15 protein-coding genes and 1 pseudogene are annotated in these 17,300 nt (G+C 72.4%); 6 read left to right on the top strand and 10 right to left on the bottom strand.

The genetic code is table 11. The annotated features are described in order from the left end of the window. Positions 1-45: 45 nt before the first annotated feature. The 4 genes and pseudogenes from ACFYPH_RS28780 to ACFYPH_RS28765 form a co-directional block, all read right to left on the bottom strand. Positions 46-390, bottom strand: a pseudogene (locus tag ACFYPH_RS28780) (DUF3140 domain-containing protein); the annotation flags it as partial. Then, a complete protein-coding gene (locus ACFYPH_RS28775; protein WP_354863267.1) occupies positions 377-595 on the bottom strand; it encodes a DUF2945 domain-containing protein in 219 nt (72 codons plus the stop codon). The pseudogene ACFYPH_RS28780 and the gene ACFYPH_RS28775, both read right to left, overlap by 14 nt. A 36-nt stretch (positions 596-631) precedes the next feature. Next, complete coding sequence (locus tag ACFYPH_RS28770) at positions 632-1,183, bottom strand: Uma2 family endonuclease (RefSeq protein ID WP_354863266.1); 552 nt, start codon at positions 1,181-1,183, stop codon at positions 632-634. A 108-nt stretch (positions 1,184-1,291) separates the two neighbouring features. Next, positions 1,292-2,098, bottom strand: a complete 807-nt coding sequence (locus ACFYPH_RS28765) for a class I SAM-dependent methyltransferase (protein ID WP_355068195.1) — start codon at positions 2,096-2,098, stop codon at positions 1,292-1,294. A 470-nt stretch (positions 2,099-2,568) separates the two neighbouring features. On the opposite strand from ACFYPH_RS28765, the gene rpsA reads away from it, so the two are divergent. Together rpsA and coaE are read left to right on the top strand one after the other, a co-directional pair. Then, a complete protein-coding gene (gene rpsA, locus ACFYPH_RS28760; RefSeq protein ID WP_109819865.1) occupies positions 2,569-4,068 on the top strand; it encodes a 30S ribosomal protein S1 in 1,500 nt (499 codons plus the stop codon). 538 nt (positions 4,069-4,606) lie between these two features. Next, positions 4,607-5,791 (top strand): dephospho-CoA kinase, encoded by a 1,185-nt coding sequence (gene coaE, locus ACFYPH_RS28755; RefSeq protein ID WP_363940077.1) that lies wholly within the window; start codon positions 4,607-4,609, stop codon positions 5,789-5,791. A gap of 31 nt (positions 5,792-5,822) precedes the next feature. Here the strand turns inward: coaE and ACFYPH_RS28750 are convergent, their stop codons facing one another. Beyond that, a complete protein-coding gene (locus ACFYPH_RS28750; protein ID WP_387186162.1) occupies positions 5,823-7,406 on the bottom strand; it encodes a hypothetical protein in 1,584 nt (527 codons plus the stop codon). Between the two features lie 341 nt (positions 7,407-7,747). Between ACFYPH_RS28750 and uvrB the strand changes: the two genes are divergently transcribed. Together uvrB and ACFYPH_RS28740 are read left to right on the top strand one after the other, a co-directional pair. Next, entirely contained in the window at positions 7,748-9,856 is a 2,109-nt protein-coding gene (uvrB, locus tag ACFYPH_RS28745; RefSeq protein WP_363940081.1) for an excinuclease ABC subunit UvrB, read from the top strand. A 152-nt stretch (positions 9,857-10,008) separates the two neighbouring features. Continuing rightward, positions 10,009-10,866, top strand: a complete 858-nt coding sequence (locus ACFYPH_RS28740) for a helix-turn-helix transcriptional regulator (protein WP_363940083.1) — start codon at positions 10,009-10,011, stop codon at positions 10,864-10,866. A gap of 113 nt (positions 10,867-10,979) precedes the next feature. Here the strand turns inward: ACFYPH_RS28740 and ACFYPH_RS28735 are convergent, their stop codons facing one another. Continuing rightward, positions 10,980-11,273 (bottom strand): antibiotic biosynthesis monooxygenase family protein, encoded by a 294-nt coding sequence (locus tag ACFYPH_RS28735; protein WP_387186159.1) that lies wholly within the window; start codon positions 11,271-11,273, stop codon positions 10,980-10,982. 387 nt (positions 11,274-11,660) lie between these two features. Here ACFYPH_RS28735 and ACFYPH_RS28730 point away from each other — a divergent pair, with 387 nt between their 5' ends. Next, positions 11,661-12,659, top strand: a complete 999-nt coding sequence (locus ACFYPH_RS28730) for a TerC family protein (RefSeq protein ID WP_387186156.1) — start codon at positions 11,661-11,663, stop codon at positions 12,657-12,659. Positions 12,660-12,696: 37 nt separating this feature from the next. Here the strand turns inward: ACFYPH_RS28730 and ACFYPH_RS28725 are convergent, their stop codons facing one another. Together ACFYPH_RS28725 and ACFYPH_RS28720 are read right to left on the bottom strand one after the other, a co-directional pair. Beyond that, entirely contained in the window at positions 12,697-13,614 is a 918-nt protein-coding gene (locus ACFYPH_RS28725; protein WP_355068203.1) for an NlpC/P60 family protein, read from the bottom strand. 59 nt (positions 13,615-13,673) lie between these two features. Continuing rightward, positions 13,674-14,771 (bottom strand): dipeptide epimerase, encoded by a 1,098-nt coding sequence (locus tag ACFYPH_RS28720; protein ID WP_354861414.1) that lies wholly within the window; start codon positions 14,769-14,771, stop codon positions 13,674-13,676. Positions 14,772-14,815: 44 nt separating this feature from the next. On the opposite strand from ACFYPH_RS28720, the gene ACFYPH_RS28715 reads away from it, so the two are divergent. Beyond that, positions 14,816-15,613, top strand: a complete 798-nt coding sequence (locus ACFYPH_RS28715) for a tyrosine-protein phosphatase (protein ID WP_387186153.1) — start codon at positions 14,816-14,818, stop codon at positions 15,611-15,613. On the opposite strand, the gene ACFYPH_RS28710 is transcribed toward ACFYPH_RS28715, so the two are convergent. Continuing rightward, positions 15,582-16,283: a lysoplasmalogenase gene (locus ACFYPH_RS28710; protein WP_355068207.1), complete on the bottom strand. Its 702-nt coding sequence runs from the start codon at positions 16,281-16,283 to the stop codon at positions 15,582-15,584. The genes ACFYPH_RS28715 and ACFYPH_RS28710 overlap by 32 nt on opposite strands. A 55-nt stretch (positions 16,284-16,338) precedes the next feature. Then, entirely contained in the window at positions 16,339-17,190 is an 852-nt protein-coding gene (locus ACFYPH_RS28705) for a serine hydrolase (protein WP_387186149.1), read from the bottom strand. Positions 17,191-17,300: the final 110 nt, after the last annotated feature.

Raw genomic sequence — 17,300 nt, 5'->3', positions numbered from 1 at the left:
TCGCCCTTAATGTGATCTTGAAAGTGATCCTTGGTCGCTGGGTTACTTCATGGGGTCGTGGCCCCAGTTCATGAGGGACCAGCGCCACTTGGTGTCGCGGACGTCGCCAGAGGGGCGCTGGGCCATGTGCCGGCGGACGTAGCCGACCACCTTGCGCATGTGCTTGTAGTCGCCCTCGGACAGGTCGGCGCGCTTTCGACGCAGCAAGTCGACGATCTTCCGACCCGAGTCGTGGCCGACGGACTCGCCACCGCCGGAGCGGCCACCCTTGTGCCAGCCGACCTGCTTCGACTCGTCGGTCTCCAGCCAGGTCGACAACTCACGGGGCTTCATGTTCACCGCCTCGGTGAACTCCCGGTAGGTGTCCCGGCCGTCGTCACCTCTGCTCATGGCGCAACGCCTCCGGTCGGTGGGCCACGTCGCGGCCCGTACCGTCACTGCGGACCCGGTACTGCGGGTCGTCGGGAGCCGCGTTCACGGCCCGCCCCCGGATCCGAATCCGGTCGGTGATCTCCTCCTGCACCACGCCGTACGCGCGGCTTCCGTGGGCCGACCAGGAGACGTGGTCGCCCGTGTGGAACCTCTGCTCGGCCATGCGCCTCGGCTACCCGACCCGGTCGGGGTGAAACGGCTACGGGGTGATCTCGGCGATGGGCAGCTTGATGTCGAACGGCTCAGTCAGCTCGATCACGTCAGGCCCGTCGGCGACCAGCTCGTACTGCCGCTCACCGCCCGGCCCGACCCGGTCGCCGATCCGGTACGCGTACACGTGCACCGGGTCCTGCTCGATCCGCCAGTAGAACGCGATGCCGGCGGCGGCGTACTCCCCGGGCTTGGCGAACCGGTCGATCCGCCGCGTGCCCGGCGAAACGACCTCGACGGCGAGCACCACATCCTTCGGTTGCAGGATGGAATGGACGGACGCCACGCCGGCACGGTGCAACAGCACGTCGGGCTGTCGGCTCGTGTTGTGGCTGAGCTTGACACCGATGGCTTGGGCGGCGCCGAGGTGCTGCGGTGCGTGGCTGTGCAGCCAGAGCCACAACAGGCTGGAGATGTTCTGGTGGCCCAGGGTGGGGGAGGGGGTCACCTGGATAACTCCGTCGACGAGTTCGACGCGGGGGGCGTCGTCCGGCAGGGCGAGCAGGTCCTCCAGCGTGTAGTCGGCACGCTGCTGCCGCATCGGATCCGGACACCAGGGGGCAGGTGATGTCGGGATGGGCTCGGCGCTCATGCAGCCGAGCCTACCGGCGATCGATGGTATGCAGGTCGGACCACGGGTGCGACGCGGTCAATCGAGCGGCTTCTCGGTGACGAAGATGGCGGTGCCGGGGAAGAGCCGTCCGCGCAGCGGGCTCCACTGCCCCCAGATCCCCTCGTGTCCCTCCGGCCACTCCGGCTCGACCAGGTCCAGCAGCCGGAACCCGGCGCCGACCAGCTCGCGGATCCGGTCGCCGAGGGTGCGGTGCTGCTCGACGTAGGTGGCGACGCCGGTCTCGTCCTGCTCGACGTAGGGGGAGCGGTCGAAGTACGAGTGCACGGCCGTCAGACCGCCCTCGCCGGGATCGTCGAGGAAGATCCAGCGCATCGGGTGGGTCACGGAGAACACCCACCGGCCGCCCGGGCGCAGCACCCGGTGCACCTCGGCGAGCAGGGTCGCCGAGTCGTCCACGAAGGGGATCGCGCCGAACGCCGTGCAGGCCAGGTCGAACGAACGGTCGGCGAACGGCAGGGCGAGCGCGTCGGCCTGCACCAGCGGTACGCGTACCCCGGTGCGGTCGGCGGCCTGCGCGGCGTGCCGCAACATGCCGGCGGACAGGTCGAAGGCGATCGGACGCGCGCCCTGGGTGGCGAGCCAGCGGGCGGCGGCCGCGGCGCCGCAACCCACCTCCAGCACCCGCCGCCCCGACACGTCGCCGAGCAGGCGGGCGTCGGCCTCGCGCAGCCCCTCCGGACACCAGACGAAGTCCACGTCGCCGAGGAACCCCCCGTGCTCGGCCTGGTAGTCGTCGGCGTCGGTGTCCCACCAGCCGCGGTTGGCCCGCCGGGCCTCGGCGTCACCCACCCGGCGCCGGGTCACCCGGCTGTCGTCATCCACGCGCCCACGCTAGGCCCCGGTCAACCCGATGGGGGCGGCGGCGCGGCCTGATCGACTCGGTTTCCGCGAAGTCGTGGTGCCCGGGCCGGTGGGAAGCGCTGATTTTCCGGAAACCACGTCGATGAGGCGTGGCGCGCGGCCCGTCCGGCCGGCCCGCCCAGCGGGGCGCCTGGGGCCCCTGTGACGTACGAGACAGGAGGGGTCGTTTCCGGGCGATTGTTCGGCTTTCGCAGGTCATGGTGCGGCGACGAGTCGGGAGGGCTTGCACGCTGTGGTAATGCGCACGGTAGGCTAGACGATGCGCTCGCGGATCGTGTGTCTCGGCAGGGAGCAGGTGCGCGGTCGACGGAGCACATCATGATCCCACTAGGTGATCGTTCGGTGTGCCCGGCGACGGATCCGCTGGCGCGAACAGGTCACCGCGACACCAGCCTGCTGTGACAACCCATCCGACCGGAGCAACCGCCCACATGACGAGCAGCATCGAGGCCCCCTCGAGCGCCACCCGGGTCACCCACGACGATCTCGGTTCCGAGGAGGCATTCCTCGCCGCGATCGACGAGACCATCAAGTACTTCAACGACGGCGACATTGTCGAAGGCACCGTCGTCAAGGTCGATCGGGACGAGGTCCTGCTCGACATCGGCTACAAGACCGAGGGTGTCATCCCCTCTCGGGAGTTGTCGATCAAGCACGACGTGGACCCCGCCGAGGTTGTGACGGTTGGTGACCACATCGAGGCCCTGGTCCTCCAGAAGGAGGACAAGGAGGGTCGTCTGATCCTCTCCAAGAAGCGGGCGCAGTACGAGCGGGCCTGGGGCACGATCGAGAAGATCAAGGACGAGGACGGTGTCGTCCGCGGCTCGGTCATCGAGGTAGTCAAGGGTGGCCTCATCCTGGACATCGGGCTGCGCGGCTTCCTGCCCGCGTCCCTGGTCGAGATGCGGCGCGTGCGCGACCTGCAGCCGTACGTCGGGCGTGAGCTCGAGGCCAAGATCATCGAGCTGGACAAGAACCGCAACAACGTGGTCCTGTCCCGCCGGGCCTGGCTGGAGCAGACGCAGTCCGAGGTGCGCACCGAGTTCCTCAACAAGCTGCAGAAGGGCCAGGTCCGCAAGGGCGTCGTGTCCTCGATCGTCAACTTCGGCGCCTTCGTGGACCTCGGCGGCGTCGACGGTCTGGTGCACGTCTCCGAGCTGTCCTGGAAGCACATCGACCACCCGTCCGAGGTCGTCGAGGTCGGCCAGGAGGTCGAGGTCGAGGTTCTGGACGTCGACCTGGACCGCGAGCGCGTCTCGCTGTCGCTGAAGGCGACGCAGGAGGACCCGTGGCGGCAGTTCGCCCGCACCCACGCGATCCAGCAGATCGTGCCGGGTAAGGTCACCAAGCTGGTGCCGTTCGGTGCGTTCGTCCGGGTGGACGACGGCATCGAGGGCCTGGTCCACATCTCCGAGCTGGCCGAGCGCCACGTGGAGATCCCGGAGCAGGTCGTCCAGGTTGGCTCCGAGGTCATGGTCAAGGTCATCGACATCGACCTGGAGCGCCGCCGGATCTCGCTGTCGCTCAAGCAGGCCAACGAGGGCTTCGTCGAGGGCGAGGAGCACTTCGACCCGACCCTCTACGGCATGGCCGCGACGTACGACGCCGAGGGCAACTACATCTACCCGGAGGGCTTCGACCCGGAGACGGGCGAGTGGCTCGAGGGGTACGACAAGCAGCGCGAGACCTGGGAGAACCAGTACGCCGAGGCCCGTCAGCGTTGGGAGGCCCACACCAAGCAGGTGCAGACCTCTCGCGCCGCCGACGCCGAGGCCGCTGCCAACCCGACTCCGGCCGTTCCGGCTGCCGGTGGCGGCACCACCTCCTCGTCCAGCCCGGCCCCGAGCCGGCAGGCCGAGGAGCCGGCCGGCACCCTGGCCACCGACGAGGCGCTCGCCGCTCTGCGGGAGAAGCTCGCCGGCGGTAAGTGACCCGCTGAACGACGACGGGCCCCGTCCCCGCGATCTTTCCGATCGCCGGGGGCGGGGCCCTCGCCATACCCGCCCCCGCTCAACGCTGGCCGCCCGCGCCCGCGCTCGTGCCTGCGCCTGCGCCTGCGCCTGCGCCTCGTGCTCGTGCCCGCGCCTGCGCTCGCGCTTCGCGCTCGTGCCCGGGCCTCGCGCCCGCGCGTCGCGCTCGTGCCCGGCACCCCGCGCTGTAGTGGCCTTGCGGCTAGATCGCGCTCGATCGTGGATGTAGGGGCCTCTGAGCGGTCGGGATGCCACTACTTCCTGGATCGAGCGCGATCTTGCGGGCGGCGGGCGGCCGGCACACGGCCGGGACGGCCGTGTGGGGAGCACGGGAGCGCGTGGGCGGCACGGGGGCGCGTGGGCCGCGCGTCGATGACACGGTGCGCGCGGGCGGCGTTGGCGCGGGCCCTGCGGGCCAAACCGGCCTACGGGGGCCGTGGGCTGGGGACGGGTGCGGGTGGGCTTGGCGGGGAGGCTCGTGATCCGGTTGACTGGTCGGGTGCTGAGGGTGGGTTTGACCGGCGGAATCGGGTCGGGCAAGAGCGCGGTGGCCGCGCGGCTGGTGGAGTTGGGCGCGGTGCTCGTCGACGCGGACCAGATTGCCCGGGAGGTCGTCGCGCCGGGCACGGAGGGCCTCGCGGAGATCGTCGCCACCTTCTCGGAGAAGGTGCTGGGCGCCGACGGCGCGCTGGATCGCGCCGCGTTGGGCGCCGTGGTGTTCTCCGACGAGGCCGCCCGCCGCCGGTTGGAGGCGATCACCCATCCCCGGGTGCGGGCGCGTACGGCCGAGCTGGTCGCCGCGGCGGCACCGGACGCGATCGTGGTCAACGACGTACCGCTGCTGGTGGAGGTGGGGCTCGCGCCGACGTACCACCTGGTGGTCGTGGTGCAGACGGCCGTGCCGACCCGGCTGGAGCGGCTGATGCGCGACCGGGGGATGGACCGCGCGGAGGCCGAGCGGCGGATTGCCGCGCAGGCCGACGACGCCCGTCGGCGTGCCGCGGCGGACGTGGTGTTGACCAATGACGGCAGTCTGGTGGCGCTGCACGCCGCGGTGGATTCGCTGTGGCGGCAGCGGCTGCGACCCTACGAGCACAACCTGCGGCAGCGGCGGGTCGTGCCGCTGCCGAGCCGCGGCGACGGGGTGGATGCGGATCCGAGCTGGCCCGAGCAGTACGCGCGGCTGGCCGCCCGGATCCGTCACGCGCTGGCCCCGGCGGATCTGCGGATCGACCACATCGGTGCGACCGCGGTGCCCGGGCTCGCCGCCGACGACGTCATCGACGTGCAGGTGGCCGTGCCCAGCATCGCCGACGCCGACGGGCCGCTGGCCGACCGGCTGGCGAACGCGGGGTTTCCCCGCGTGCCGGGGCACTGGTGGGACGATCCGGGCCCGGCCGGCCGAGGTCGGTGGGAGAAGCGGCTGCACGGCAGCGCCGACCCGGATCGCCCGGTGCGCCTGCACGTGCGGGAGGTCGAGTCGCCCGGCTGGCGGTATGCGCTGCTCATGCGTGACCACCTCCGCGCCGACCCGGATCAGCGGGGCAGGTACCTGCTGTTCAAGCGGGATCTGGTCGACGCGGCGCCGCACGTCGGTGGCTCCGGCACGGCCCGCGATCCCTGGTTCGACGAGGAGTACCTGCGGGCCGAGCAGTGGGCCGCGCGGACCGGCTGGCGACCCTGAGAGCCGTGCCACCACACCCGAGTGCGTGTGGTCAGCGTGCTCCGGGTCGGGGCGGTCGGCTCGGTGCTGTGGCGCGCGGCGGCGGGCTGAGGCGGGGCACCACGGCGGGGCTGAGGTCCACCTGCGCCCACGCGCCGGGGCCGGTGTGCAGTTCCACCCGGCGCAGCGACCCGTCGCGGTCGATCCAGTAGCGCAGGCGCGCGTCGGCCGTGCGAAGTTCCACGACGTCCACGGTCCGTCCGGCGGCGAGGTCCTCGCGTACCCGCACGGCCGCGCCGCGCCGCGTCACCGGTCCGGCGGCGGCCACTGCGGCGTCGACCAGCAGATCGAGGTCGTCGCGGGGGGACCGGGTGGGCCGCCACGACCCGGCCGGGACCGGAAACGGCGGCCGGCCCGGGGCCTCGGCGGTGCCACCGCCACCGGTCTCGGCCGGCACGTCCGTCCGGGACAGGCCGGCGGCGTCGCGGTGCAGCAGGGTCCGGCGGCCCGGTACGCCCAGGTCGGCGACCGCCACGTACGCGGTGCGGGCGGCCCAGCTCAACCAGCCGGCACCCCGCAGGTTGGTGTCCGTGCCCACCGGCGCGGTCAGCGTCAGCGTGGCACCGCCCTGGCCGCGCAGCCGGGCGGCCAGCCGGTCCAGCCGGCGCTGCTCCGCGTCCGTGAGCGCGCGCGGCAGCCCGGGTCGGCCGCCGAGCGCGTCGACCGGGCGCAGCGTGGGACGGTCGATCCGGTTGAGGAGGACCGTGACCGGCCCGACGCCGGGCAACCGGGTCACCAGTTTGTGCAGTCGGCCGTCCCGGTCGAGCCAGTAGCGGGTCGACCCGTCCGGCCCGGTCGCCGCCGTGCCGCCCGTTGCGGCGCTGCCGGGGGTGGGCGGGGTCGGGGCGGGAAACGGCGCCTGCAGGACGTCGACCGGCCCGGCCGCGATCACGTCCCGGGCGACCCAGCGGGCGTTGCCGCCGTCCATCGCCGGGGTCGGGTCCGGCCGGTCGGCGGCGAGGCCGAGGAGCAGGTCGAGGACCGGTGCCAGGCCCGCGCCGGGCGTCAGGTGGTGCAGGCGCCAGCGGTCCGCCGGTGGCACCAGGGGCGGCGCGGCCGGGGTGGGCACGGCCGCCGGGTCCGGTCGGGTGACCAGCACCGACCCGGCGCTCTGCAGCAGGCCACGCTCGGCCCCCGCCCCAGGCCCGCCCACATCCAGGTAGAGCAGGGGCCGCGACCAGTCCACCCACCCCACCAGCTCGGTACGGGCGGCGCCGGCGCCGACCGTGACCTGGACGCCGGCGCGCAGGTCCCGAAGGTTGGTGACCCGCATGGCGGCCAGCCGCTCGGCCTCGGAGACGGTCAGCGGTCGGGCCGGCGCGGGTGGGTCGGGAGTCCAGCTCAGCAGCCCTGCCACCAGCGCTGTCGCGGACGTCACAGCGGTCAGGGCGAGCAGCAGCAGCACCGTACGCCGACGACGGCCAGCTCGGGAGGGTCGGGCGCTGCCGGTGTCGGGGGCGGCCGTCTCGCGCGGGTGCCCGTCGGGGTCGGAGGACGGCCCGCCGGCGCGGACTGCGTTGCCAGCGCGGGTGGTGCTGGGGGAGGGGCCGCGCGCCGGGGCCGGAGAGGTGTCCACGGATGTGAAACGGGCGGGACGGCACGGGGTGACGAGCTGGGGGTGACGAGCTGAGGTGACGCGGCAGGGGGTGATGCGGCAGGGGCGCTCGCGGCGGCCGGTCTGCGCCTCGAGCGCGACCACACGGGTGCGCACGCCGGACGAGCCGGGTGCTGCGACCGCTGTGCCGGGGGCGGCCGGCCGTGATGACGGCCTGGCCTCCGGCCCGGTCGGCCGCCGCGAGCGGCCTACATGAAGAGGGTAGCCCCGGTGACATGGGCCACACAATGGGAATATCGAAGCCGATCACGCACCATGCGCGACGGCCGAACCTGTCGGACCTGCGGCGTACCGTTGAGGTCATGGCGCTCGACATTCCCCGGCTCGACGGCCGCTTCCAGGTCGTCAGTGAATTCCAGCCGGCCGGCGACCAGCCGGCCGCCATCGACGACCTTGAGCGCCGGGTGCGGCGCGGCGACCGCAACACGGTGCTCCTCGGCGCGACCGGCACCGGCAAGAGCGCCACCACCGCGTGGCTGATCGAGCGGCTGCAGCGCCCCACCCTGGTGCTCGCCCCGAACAAGACGCTCTGCGCGCAGCTGGCCAAGGAGTTCAGCGAGCTGCTGCCGCACAACGCGGTCGAATACTTCGTCTCGTACTACGACTACTACCAGCCCGAGGCGTACATTCCGCAGACCGACACCTACATCGAGAAGGACTCCTCGATCAACGAGGAGGTCGAGCGGCTGCGGCACTCGGCGACGATGTCGCTGCTCACCCGCCGCGACGTGATCGTGGTGGCGACCGTCTCGGCGATCTACGGTCTGGGCACCCCGGAGGAATACCTCAACCGGGCGGTCCGGGTCGAGGTCGGGCAGGATCTGGACCGCGACCAGCTGCTGCGCCGACTGGTCGACATCCAGTACACCCGCAACGACATGGCCTTCCAGCGGGGCACCTTCCGGGTCCGCGGCGACACGCTGGAGATCATCCCGGCGTACGAGGAGCTGGCGGTCCGCATCGAGCTGTTCGGCGACGAGGTGGAGAAGCTTTACTACCTCAACCCGTTGACCGGTGACGTGGTCCGTGAGGTCGACCAGCTGGTGATCTTCCCGGCGACGCACTACGCGGCCGGCCCGGAGCGGATGGAGCGGGCGATCCGCGACATCGAGGTGGAGCTGGCCGAGCGGCTGGCCGAGCTGGAGCGCCAGGGCAAGCTGCTGGAGGCGCAGCGGCTGCGGATGCGCACCACGTACGACATCGAGATGATGCGGCAGGTGGGCTTCTGCTCCGGCATCGAGAACTACTCGATGCACATGGACGGGCGGCTGCCCGGCAGCCCGCCGCACGCCCTGCTCGACTACTTCCCGGACGACTTCCTCACCGTGGTCGACGAGTCGCACGTGACGATCCCGCAGATCGGCGGCATGTACGAGGGTGACGCCTCCCGCAAGCGGATGCTCATCGACCACGGGTTCCGGCTGCCCAGCGCCGCCGACAACCGGCCGCTGCGTTTCGACGAGTTCCTGGAGCGGGTCGGCCAGATGGTCTATCTGTCGGCGACCCCGGGCACGTGGGAGCTGGAACAGGCCCAGGGTGAGTTCGTCGAGCAGGTCATCCGCCCCACCGGGCTGGTCGACCCGCAGGTCGTGATCAAGCCGACCAAGGGGCAGATCGACGACCTGATGCACGAGATCAAGCTGCGGACCGACCGCGACGAGCGGGTGCTGGTCACCACGCTGACCAAGAAGATGGCCGAGGACCTGTCGGACTACCTCCTGGAAAACGGCGTCCGGGTGCGCTACCTGCACTCCGAGGTCGACACCCTGCGCCGGGTGGAGCTGCTGCGCGAGCTGCGTAAGGGCGAGTACGACGTGTTGGTCGGCATCAACCTGCTCCGCGAGGGTCTGGACCTGCCCGAGGTGTCGCTCGTCGCGATCCTCGACGCCGACAAGGAGGGCTTCCTGCGCAGCGGCCGGTCGCTGATCCAGACCATCGGGCGGGCGGCCCGGAACGTCTCGGGCCAGGTGCACATGTACGCCGACAAGATCACCCCGTCGATGGCGGCGGCGATCGACGAGACCGACAGACGTCGCGCCAAGCAGATCGCGCACAACGAGGCACACGGGATCAGTCCGGAGCCGCTGCGCAAAAAGATCCACGACATTCTGGACGACATCTACCGCGAGGCGGAGGACACCGAAAACTCCCGGGTCGGCGGCGCGGCGCGTCAGCTCTCCCGGGGCAAGGCGCCGGTCAAGGAGACCCGCAGCCGCAGTCGGTCCACCGCCACCGCCCCGTCCCGGGAGGGGATGGCTCGCGCCGACCTCGCCCAGCTCATCCAGGAGCTCAACGACCAGATGCTGGCCGCCGCCCGCGAGCTGCAGTTCGAGCTGGCGGCGCGGATCCGCGACGAGGTCGCCGACCTGAAGAAGGAGCTACGCGGCATGGACGCCGCCGGCGTGAAGTGAGGGCGGCCCGGCCGGCGCGGGCCGGGCTGCCCGAACGGCAGGTGTGGGGCGTCCTCGCCCGGCCCGCCGGCCGACCGTTCGATTGCGGTGCGCAAGCGAAGTATTGCACTGGGTGATCGTCCTGCGTACGCTCCCTCGATGGGGAGGCCGGGATGCCGTTGCCAACAAGTCCTGTCATTCGACGCGCGCGGCTCGGCGCCGAGCTGCGCCAGTTGCGTCGGCGCGAGGCGCTGACCCTGGAGCAGGTCTGCGACCGGCTGGGCTGGGCGTCGACGTCGAAGCTGTCCCGCATCGAGCTGGGGCAGAGCCGTCCGGATCTCGCCGACGTGCTGGACCTGCTCGACATCTACCAGGTGCCGGCGTCGGCCCGCGACGCCCTGATCGTGATCGCGCGGGATGCGGCCACCAGCCGCGGCTGGTGGAAGACGCTCGGCGAGATGGGCGAGCGGCAGCGCATCTACGCCGAGTTGGAGGCGGGCGCGGCCGACATCGTCGAGTACCAGCCGGCGGTCGTGCCGGGGCTGCTGCAGACGCCGGCGTACGCCCGCTCGCGGGTCGCCGCCGGCGTTCTGCTCGCGCCGGAAATCGACGTGGAGGCGGAGGTGCGCGCCCGGGCGCTGCGGCAGGAGGTGCTGCGCCGGGCCGAGCCGCCGCGCTACACGGCGGTGCTCGCCGAGACGGTGTGCGACCCGGCTGACCTGCCGGTCGAGGTCTGGCGTGAGCAGTTGCGGCACCTGGTGGCGGTGACCGGGTTGGCCCACGTGACGGTGCGACTCCTGCCCCGCGGGGCGGCCGGCAGCGGCCTGCACCCGCTCACCCCGTACTCCTGGTATGCCTTCCCCGACCCGGCGGATCCGCGGACGGTGATGCTGGAGGCGTTGACCACCGACGTCCGGCTGGCGACCGTGCTCGACGTCGACCGGTACGAGCGGATGACGGAGGCGCTGCTGGCGGCCGCCCTGTCACCGGAGGAGACGGTCACCGCGCTGGCCCGCCGCGTCGGCGAGTGAGGGCCGATGCGGTGCCGCCCGCGCGGCCCCCGGACCCGGCGCCCCCGAGCCCGTCGGGGCCGGCGACCGGCGCGTGCGCAAGGCACGATAACCGCGGGGTACGACAGCTTCCGTCAGGCTGATACGTCGAGGAAGTGCTCGACCAACGGTGGCCCGGCGAAGTGCGGCCCGATCAGCGCCCGCCACTGGGCGAACCGTTCGGTGTCCCGGAAGTTCTTCTCGTGCGCCTCGACCGAGTCCCACTCGACAAGCAGCACGAACCGGGTCGGGGACTCGATGCCCCGGGTCATCCGCACCGACCGGCAACCGGGCGTCCCGGCGAGCACCGGGTGACCCTGGGCGTACGCGGCGACGAAGGCGTCCTCGTGTCCGGGCAGTACGTCGATCAGCGCGACTTCAAGCACCATGCCGCAAAGCCTCCCACGGGCCAGGAGCGCAGGGGCGTGCGGGTGTAGCGGCGTCCACACACTAGCCTCCTAGGACGCCGGAGGGGGTGTGCCGGTATTCCCGGCGACCCGGGTGCGCGTTCACACCCGGTGCCCGGGGTGTGATCACGGCGAGTGGTGGGCAACAATGGTCATCGAGGAGGGGAGTATTCCCCCGCGACGAAGTCGTCAGCACGGACGATCGCCGGCACCTCGGCGTTCGACCCGGCTTCGTCGGTCGCCGTCCCGTTCGCGGGTCGGGGGCGGAAGAGACCTCCGACAGTCACCAGAGTGAGCGACAGCGGCACGCCAGCCCCCACGGGGGCGTACGGTGTGCCCGACGCCGCGTGTCTGCCGGAGGAATGAACGTTGGACGTGTCCGGATTGGTGTGGGCGGGGACCCTCGTCGCACTGTCTGCGGTGCTGCTCGTCGACCTGTTGATCATCGGTCGGCGCCCGCACGAGCCGAGCGTGCGCGAATCGAGCCTCTGGGTCGCCTTCTACGTGGGCCTCGCTCTGCTCTTCGGCGTCGGCGTCTGGCTGACCGCCGGGGCCAGTCCGGCGGGGCAGTTCTACACCGGCTGGCTCACCGAGTACAGCCTCTCGGTGGACAACCTCTTCGTCTTCGTCATCATCATGGCCCGCTTCGGGGTGCCCCGGCAGTACCAGCAGAAGGTGCTGCTCATCGGCATCGTGCTGGCGCTGGTGATGCGCGGCGGCTTCATCGCCGCCGGCGCGGCGTTGATCTCGCAGTTCTCCTGGGTCTTCTACATCTTCGGCGCGTTCCTGATCTACACGGCGGTCAACCTGGCCCGCCAGGGTGAGCCGGACGAGGACGAGTTCTCGGAGAACCTGCTGATCCGGTGGAGCCGCCGGGCGCTGCCGATCTCCAAGGGCTACGACGACGCGAAGCTGATGACCCACGAGAACGGGCGTCGGCTGTTCACGCCGATGCTCATCGTGATGATCGCGATCGGCACCACCGACCTGATCTTCGCGCTGGACTCGATCCCGGCGATCTTCGGCATCACGCAGGAGCCGTACCTGGTCTTCACCGCGAACGTCTTCGCGCTGATGGGCCTGCGGCAGCTCTACTTCCTGCTCGGCGGCCTGCTCGACCGGCTGATCTACCTGAGCTACGGGCTGGCCGTCGTGCTGGGCTTCATCGGCGTCAAGCTCGTGCTGGAGGCGCTGGCCGACAACAACCTGCCGTTCATCAACGGCGGGGAGCACGTCGGGTGGGCGCCGCACATCCCGATCTGGCTGTCCCTGCTGGTCATCCTCGGCACGCTGGGCATCGCCACCATCGCCAGCCTGGTCAAGTCCGCCCGGGACCGGCGCCGCGAGCTGGCCGGGGTCCGGCGCTGAATCACCGCCGGTCGGGCCCGAAGAGGGGCCCGACCGGTCAGACCCGGTGGACGCCGACGAGGGTGGCGGCCCGATCGGCCGGTAGCTGTTCCTCCAGCACCCGTCGCCGCCGGTAGCAGGCGTGCAGCATCCGCCGGTCCGTCGGGTCGTCGGCGACGGCGGTGACGATGCCGATGTGGTGGATCTTGCGGCCGGGGCGGGCGAAGAAATAGAGGTCGCCGGGGCGTTCCGCGCCGAGGGGCAGCGGGGTCGTGGCGACGGCCTGGTCGTCGGCGTCGCGGGGCAGCAGCACGCCGAACCGGCGCCAGGCCAGGTGGACGAGGCCCGAGCAGTCGATGCCGTACGCGGAGAGCCCGCCCCAGATGTAGGCGACGTCCAACAGCCGCTGGGCCACCGCGAGCGCGTCGGCGGCGGTGGGCGGCTCAGTCGGCACCGGGACGAGCTGCCCGTCGGGCAGCCAGAGCGGCGTGGCCTGGCCGGGGACGTGGACTTCTCGCCAGCCGTCGCGGGCCGGGCCGGCCGGGATGAGGCGCGTGCCGACGACGACGCCCGCCAGCGCCACCGGCCCGCCCGGGGCGGCGTGCAGCCCGGTGACTGTGGCGTCCACGACCAGCGGGTCGCCGCTGACGGTGGGATCCACGGTGGTCAGCTGATCGGCGGGGAGCCAGCCCGGGTAGCCGCGGGGATCGAGCTTGGCGGCCGGCTGCTCGACGGCGACGACCCGTGCCCAGCCGTCCGGGCGCAGCTCGTCGATCAGCACCCGTTCGCCGAGCAGGAGCTGGCTCAGCACGCAGTCGCCGACCTGCTGGTCGGTGTCCATGCCGCGAACCCAGGTCGGGATGTCGGCGCCGGCGGTGAGCGCGGGACCGTCGACCGGCCGGACCGCCTCGGGGGAGGACCACAGCGTCGCGACGGCGACCCGGACGATGGCCTCGCGGCCCGGTTGCAGCTCCACGTCAACCCCCAGCTCGTGTCGGCTGTTCAGGGGAACCCTATGAAAGAAACCAACGGTCATCAACCGCGGGCCTGCATCTTTACTTCAGCCAGGCCGGAGATGCCCAGGCCAGGCGCATCCGGCAGCACCACGGTCGGCCCCTCGTAGCGGATTCCCCCCTGGACCGGCGACCAGGCCAGCCACCAGGCGGCGTCCAGGTCGGCGACCGCCGTGGTGCCGTACGCGGCGACCAGGCTCGCCGCCGCGCCGATGCCGACCTGACTCTCCATCATCGACCCGACCACCGTGCCGAGCCCGTGCGCGGTGGCCAGCTCGAGCAGGGTGCGCGCCGGTTGCAGGCCGCCGCACTTGGCCAGCTTGACGTTGACCAGGTCGGCGGCCCGGCGACGGATCACCTCGACCAGGTCGCGGACCCCGAAGACCGCCTCGTCGGCCAGGATCGGCACGGACACCCGGTCGCTGACCCACGCCAGCCCGTCCAGGTCCCAGCGGGCCACCGGCTGCTCGACGAGCTCCACGTCCAGCCCGGCGTCCTCGATGCCACGGATCACCCGGACCGCCTCGCGTGGCGTCCAGCCCTGGTTGGCGTCGAGTCGGATCCGGACCCCGGCGCCGACCGCCGCGCGGACCGCCCGTACCCGGTCCAGGTCGCCGGCCGCGTCCGTGCCGACCTTGAGCTTCAGCACGCCGAAGCCGTCGGCCTGCCGCTGGCGCGCGGCCGCCGCCAGGTCCACCGCGTCGCCCGCGGCGAGGGTGACGTCCGTCGGAACCCGCAGGGTGGTGCCGCCGAGCAACCGCACCAGGGGTACGCCCAGCCGCTGCGCGGCCAGGTCGTGCAGGGCCACGTCCATGGCCGCCTTCGCCGCCTCGTTGCCGACCACCGCGCGCTGCACCTCGGCGCAGCGGGCCACCAGGTCGTCCGGGTCACGTCCGGTGAGCAGCGGGCCGAGCAGTTCGCGTACGCACGCCTGCGCGCCGGCGACCGACGCTCCGGTGACCTGCCACACCTGCGGCGCCTCGCCGAAGCCGGACCGACCGTCGGCATCGACCAGTTCGACGATCAGGGTGTCCACGGTGGTGGTACTTCGCAGCGCGGTGACGAACGGGGTGTGTAAGGGGGCAGAAACCCGGTGGGTGCGTACCGCCGAGATCGTCATGTGGGGCACCCTATATGCAGGCACGCGGCGAGAGGGGACACCGGATGGTCGTGCGGGACTGGGAGCTGGTGGGCGCGCCGAACGCCCGTGACCTGGGCGGGCTGCGCGGCGTCGACGGCCGGAAGGTGCGCGCCGGACGGCTGATCCGCACTCCGGCGCTGGGTCGGCTCACCGACGAGGATCTGCCGGTGCTCGCGAAGCTGGGGCCGGCCTGCGTGCTCGACCTGCGCGCCGCCGCGGAGATCGCACTCGCCCCGACCGATCGGCTGGCGGGCGAGCCGCGGGTCGTGCATCTGCCGGTGCACGACCCGGAGCACCCGGTCTTCACGTACGTCTCGGCGGTGCTGCTCGGCCACGACCTCGACGCGTACGCGGAGCTGGCCCGGCAGGGCACGGCGGGAGCGATGGCCGAGATCTACCGATGGTTCGTCACCGGCGAGTCGGCCCGGGGCAACTTCGGCGCGGCGGTGCGGCTGGCCGCCCGGTCGGAGAACCTGCCGCTGCTCTACCACTGCTCCGCCGGCAAGGACCGCACCGGCTGGCTCACCGTCATCCTGCTCACCGCGCTCGGTGTGGACGAGGCCGCGATCCGCGCCGAGTACCTGCGCAACAACGCGCTGACCGGCAGCCTCCGCGCGGTGATCATCGAGGCGATGCGACGCCGGCAGCCCGGCCTGGACGTCGACGCGGTGCTGCCGGTGCTGGAGGTTCGCGCCGAGTACCTCGACGCCGCCTACCAGGAGGTGCGCCGGGTGCACGGCTCGTTCGACGGCTACCTGCGCGACGGGTTGGGGCTGACCGACGAGGTCCTCACGGCGCTGCGGGCGCAACTGCTGGAGTGACCGCCACGCCGGGCGGCACGTCGGCGCGGGCGACCCGCCCGATGACGATCAATGCCTGGCCGGCCGCGTACGTCGCCATCACGAGCACCGGCGCGCCGGGCGGCTGGGCCACGTCGGCCACCCCGGCGGCGATCAGCAGATCGGAGCCGAGGAACAGCGCGGCGCCCACACCGACCCGCCAGCCCTGGGTCACGGCGGTGGTGGCCATCGCCGCCAGCGCGACGGCGTAGCCGGCCACCGGCACGGCCAGCCCGGCCTCGGTCAGCCCCGCCCACATCCAGGCCAGCGCGGCGACGGTCAGCACCGCGTACACCAGCGGCATTGCGACCAGCGGCGGACGACGCAGCCGCGTCGCGGCGCCGTGCCGGGTGAAGGCCACGAGGTAGCAGACGTGGGCGGCGAGGAAGCAGACCATGCCGGCCATGAACCAGCCGGTGCCGGAGGCCAGCAGCGCCACGTCGCCGGCCGTGGAGCAGGCCAACGCGGCGAGCACCAGCCGGTCCGGCCGGGCGCCGCGTTCGGTGGCCGCCCGCCAGAGGTACGCGGCCAGCAGCGGCATCAGCAGCGGCTTGGTGAGCAGCTCGGCCACTGGACTGTCGACGGCGTTGGCCAGCAGGTTCGCCGCCGTCACGACCAGGAAGACGACGAGCAGGGTACGGCTGCGAGGCATCAGCGGCTCCGAGGTGGGGGTGGCAGCAGCCTAGCCGGATCGGCGGGCGCCGGCCTCAGAGCCGGTGGCGGGCGGCCCAGACCTGCGCCGAGACGTGCGCGATCAGGCGGCAGGCGCCGTCGACGACTCCCTCGTCGCTGTCGGCCAGGTCGGTGGTGGTGCACACGGCGATGACGTACGGCGGGGCGTCGTCGGGCAGCACCACGCCGACGCTGTGGCGCACGCCGCGCACCCAGCCGTTCTTGAGCGCGACGCGGGTGCCCTCGGGCAGGCCGGCGGCCAGGTCCTCGCGGTGCTCCTGGGCGAGCAGCACGTCCAGCATGGCGGCGCAGCCGGCCGGCGAGGCGAGGCGGCCGGGAGTCGTGGCGCCGCTGGTCAGCGCGCCCAGCAGGGCGGCCAGGTCGGCGGCGGTGACGGTGTTGGTGATGCCGGCCTCGCGGGCGGCGAAGTCCTCGATGCCCCGGCCGGTGACGCTGTTGCGGGCGCCGGCGAGCCTCCACACCTCGGCCACCGCGGGCAACCCGACGTGCCCGATGACCAGGTTGGTGGCCAGGTTGCTGGACCGCACGATCATCCGTTCGGCGAGCCAGCGCAGGGGCGCGGTGCCGCCGAGCCGGTCCCACACGGCGTCGTCGTTGTCGTAGTGCTGGGCGCAGGAGAAGCGGGGCGCGCCGGGTTGAGCCGAGTCGAACTCGTTGACCACCGGGACGTCGGCGTCCAGCTCCAGCGTGCCGGCCTCGGCGGCGCAGTGCAGCGCGGTCAGCACCCCCACCTTCATGGTGCTGGCGGCGTAGTGGCCGGCGTCGGCGTGGCGGGTCCAGGTCGGGGGCGCGTCGAGTCGACAGACGTACGCCGAGACGGTGCCCGGCACCCGGTCCAGATGGGCGTCGAGATCATCCCAGGTCATGCCGGTGACCGTAGCTGATCACGGGGCGGGCGGGCCCGCGTACCCCCGCCGGAAAGCGGACGGGCGCGCCGGCCGCAAGCGGCCGACGCGCCCGGTGCCGGGTGCTGGTG

The organism is Micromonospora sp. NPDC005252 (assembly GCF_042872475.1).
Classification (GTDB): domain Bacteria; phylum Actinomycetota; class Actinomycetes; order Mycobacteriales; family Micromonosporaceae; genus Micromonospora.
The sequence above is the reverse complement of the archived record's forward strand: the minus strand, read 5'-3'. Positions and strand labels throughout refer to the sequence as shown.

Bases quoted from the DNA above. Each gene is read 5' to 3' on its own strand.
- ACFYPH_RS28775 (WP_354863267.1), bottom strand. From the start codon at position 595: ATGGCCGAGCAGAGGTTCCACACGGGCGACCACGTCTCCTGGTCGGCC.
- ACFYPH_RS28770 (WP_354863266.1), bottom strand. From the start codon at position 1,183: ATGCGGCAGCAGCGTGCCGACTACACGCTGGAGGACCTGCTCGCCCTG.
- rpsA (WP_109819865.1), top strand. From the start codon at position 2,569: ATGACGAGCAGCATCGAGGCCCCCTCGAGCGCCACCCGGGTCACCCAC.
- uvrB (WP_363940081.1), top strand. From the start codon at position 7,748: ATGGCGCTCGACATTCCCCGGCTCGACGGCCGCTTCCAGGTCGTCAGT.
- ACFYPH_RS28740 (WP_363940083.1), top strand. From the start codon at position 10,009: ATGCCGTTGCCAACAAGTCCTGTCATTCGACGCGCGCGGCTCGGCGCC.
- ACFYPH_RS28735 (WP_387186159.1), bottom strand. From the start codon at position 11,273: ATGGTGCTTGAAGTCGCGCTGATCGACGTACTGCCCGGACACGAGGAC.
- ACFYPH_RS28720 (WP_354861414.1), bottom strand. From the start codon at position 14,771: ATGACGATCTCGGCGGTACGCACCCACCGGGTTTCTGCCCCCTTACAC.
- ACFYPH_RS28715 (WP_387186153.1), top strand. From the start codon at position 14,816: ATGGTCGTGCGGGACTGGGAGCTGGTGGGCGCGCCGAACGCCCGTGAC.
- ACFYPH_RS28710 (WP_355068207.1), bottom strand. From the start codon at position 16,283: ATGCCTCGCAGCCGTACCCTGCTCGTCGTCTTCCTGGTCGTGACGGCG.
- ACFYPH_RS28705 (WP_387186149.1), bottom strand. From the start codon at position 17,190: ATGACCTGGGATGATCTCGACGCCCATCTGGACCGGGTGCCGGGCACC.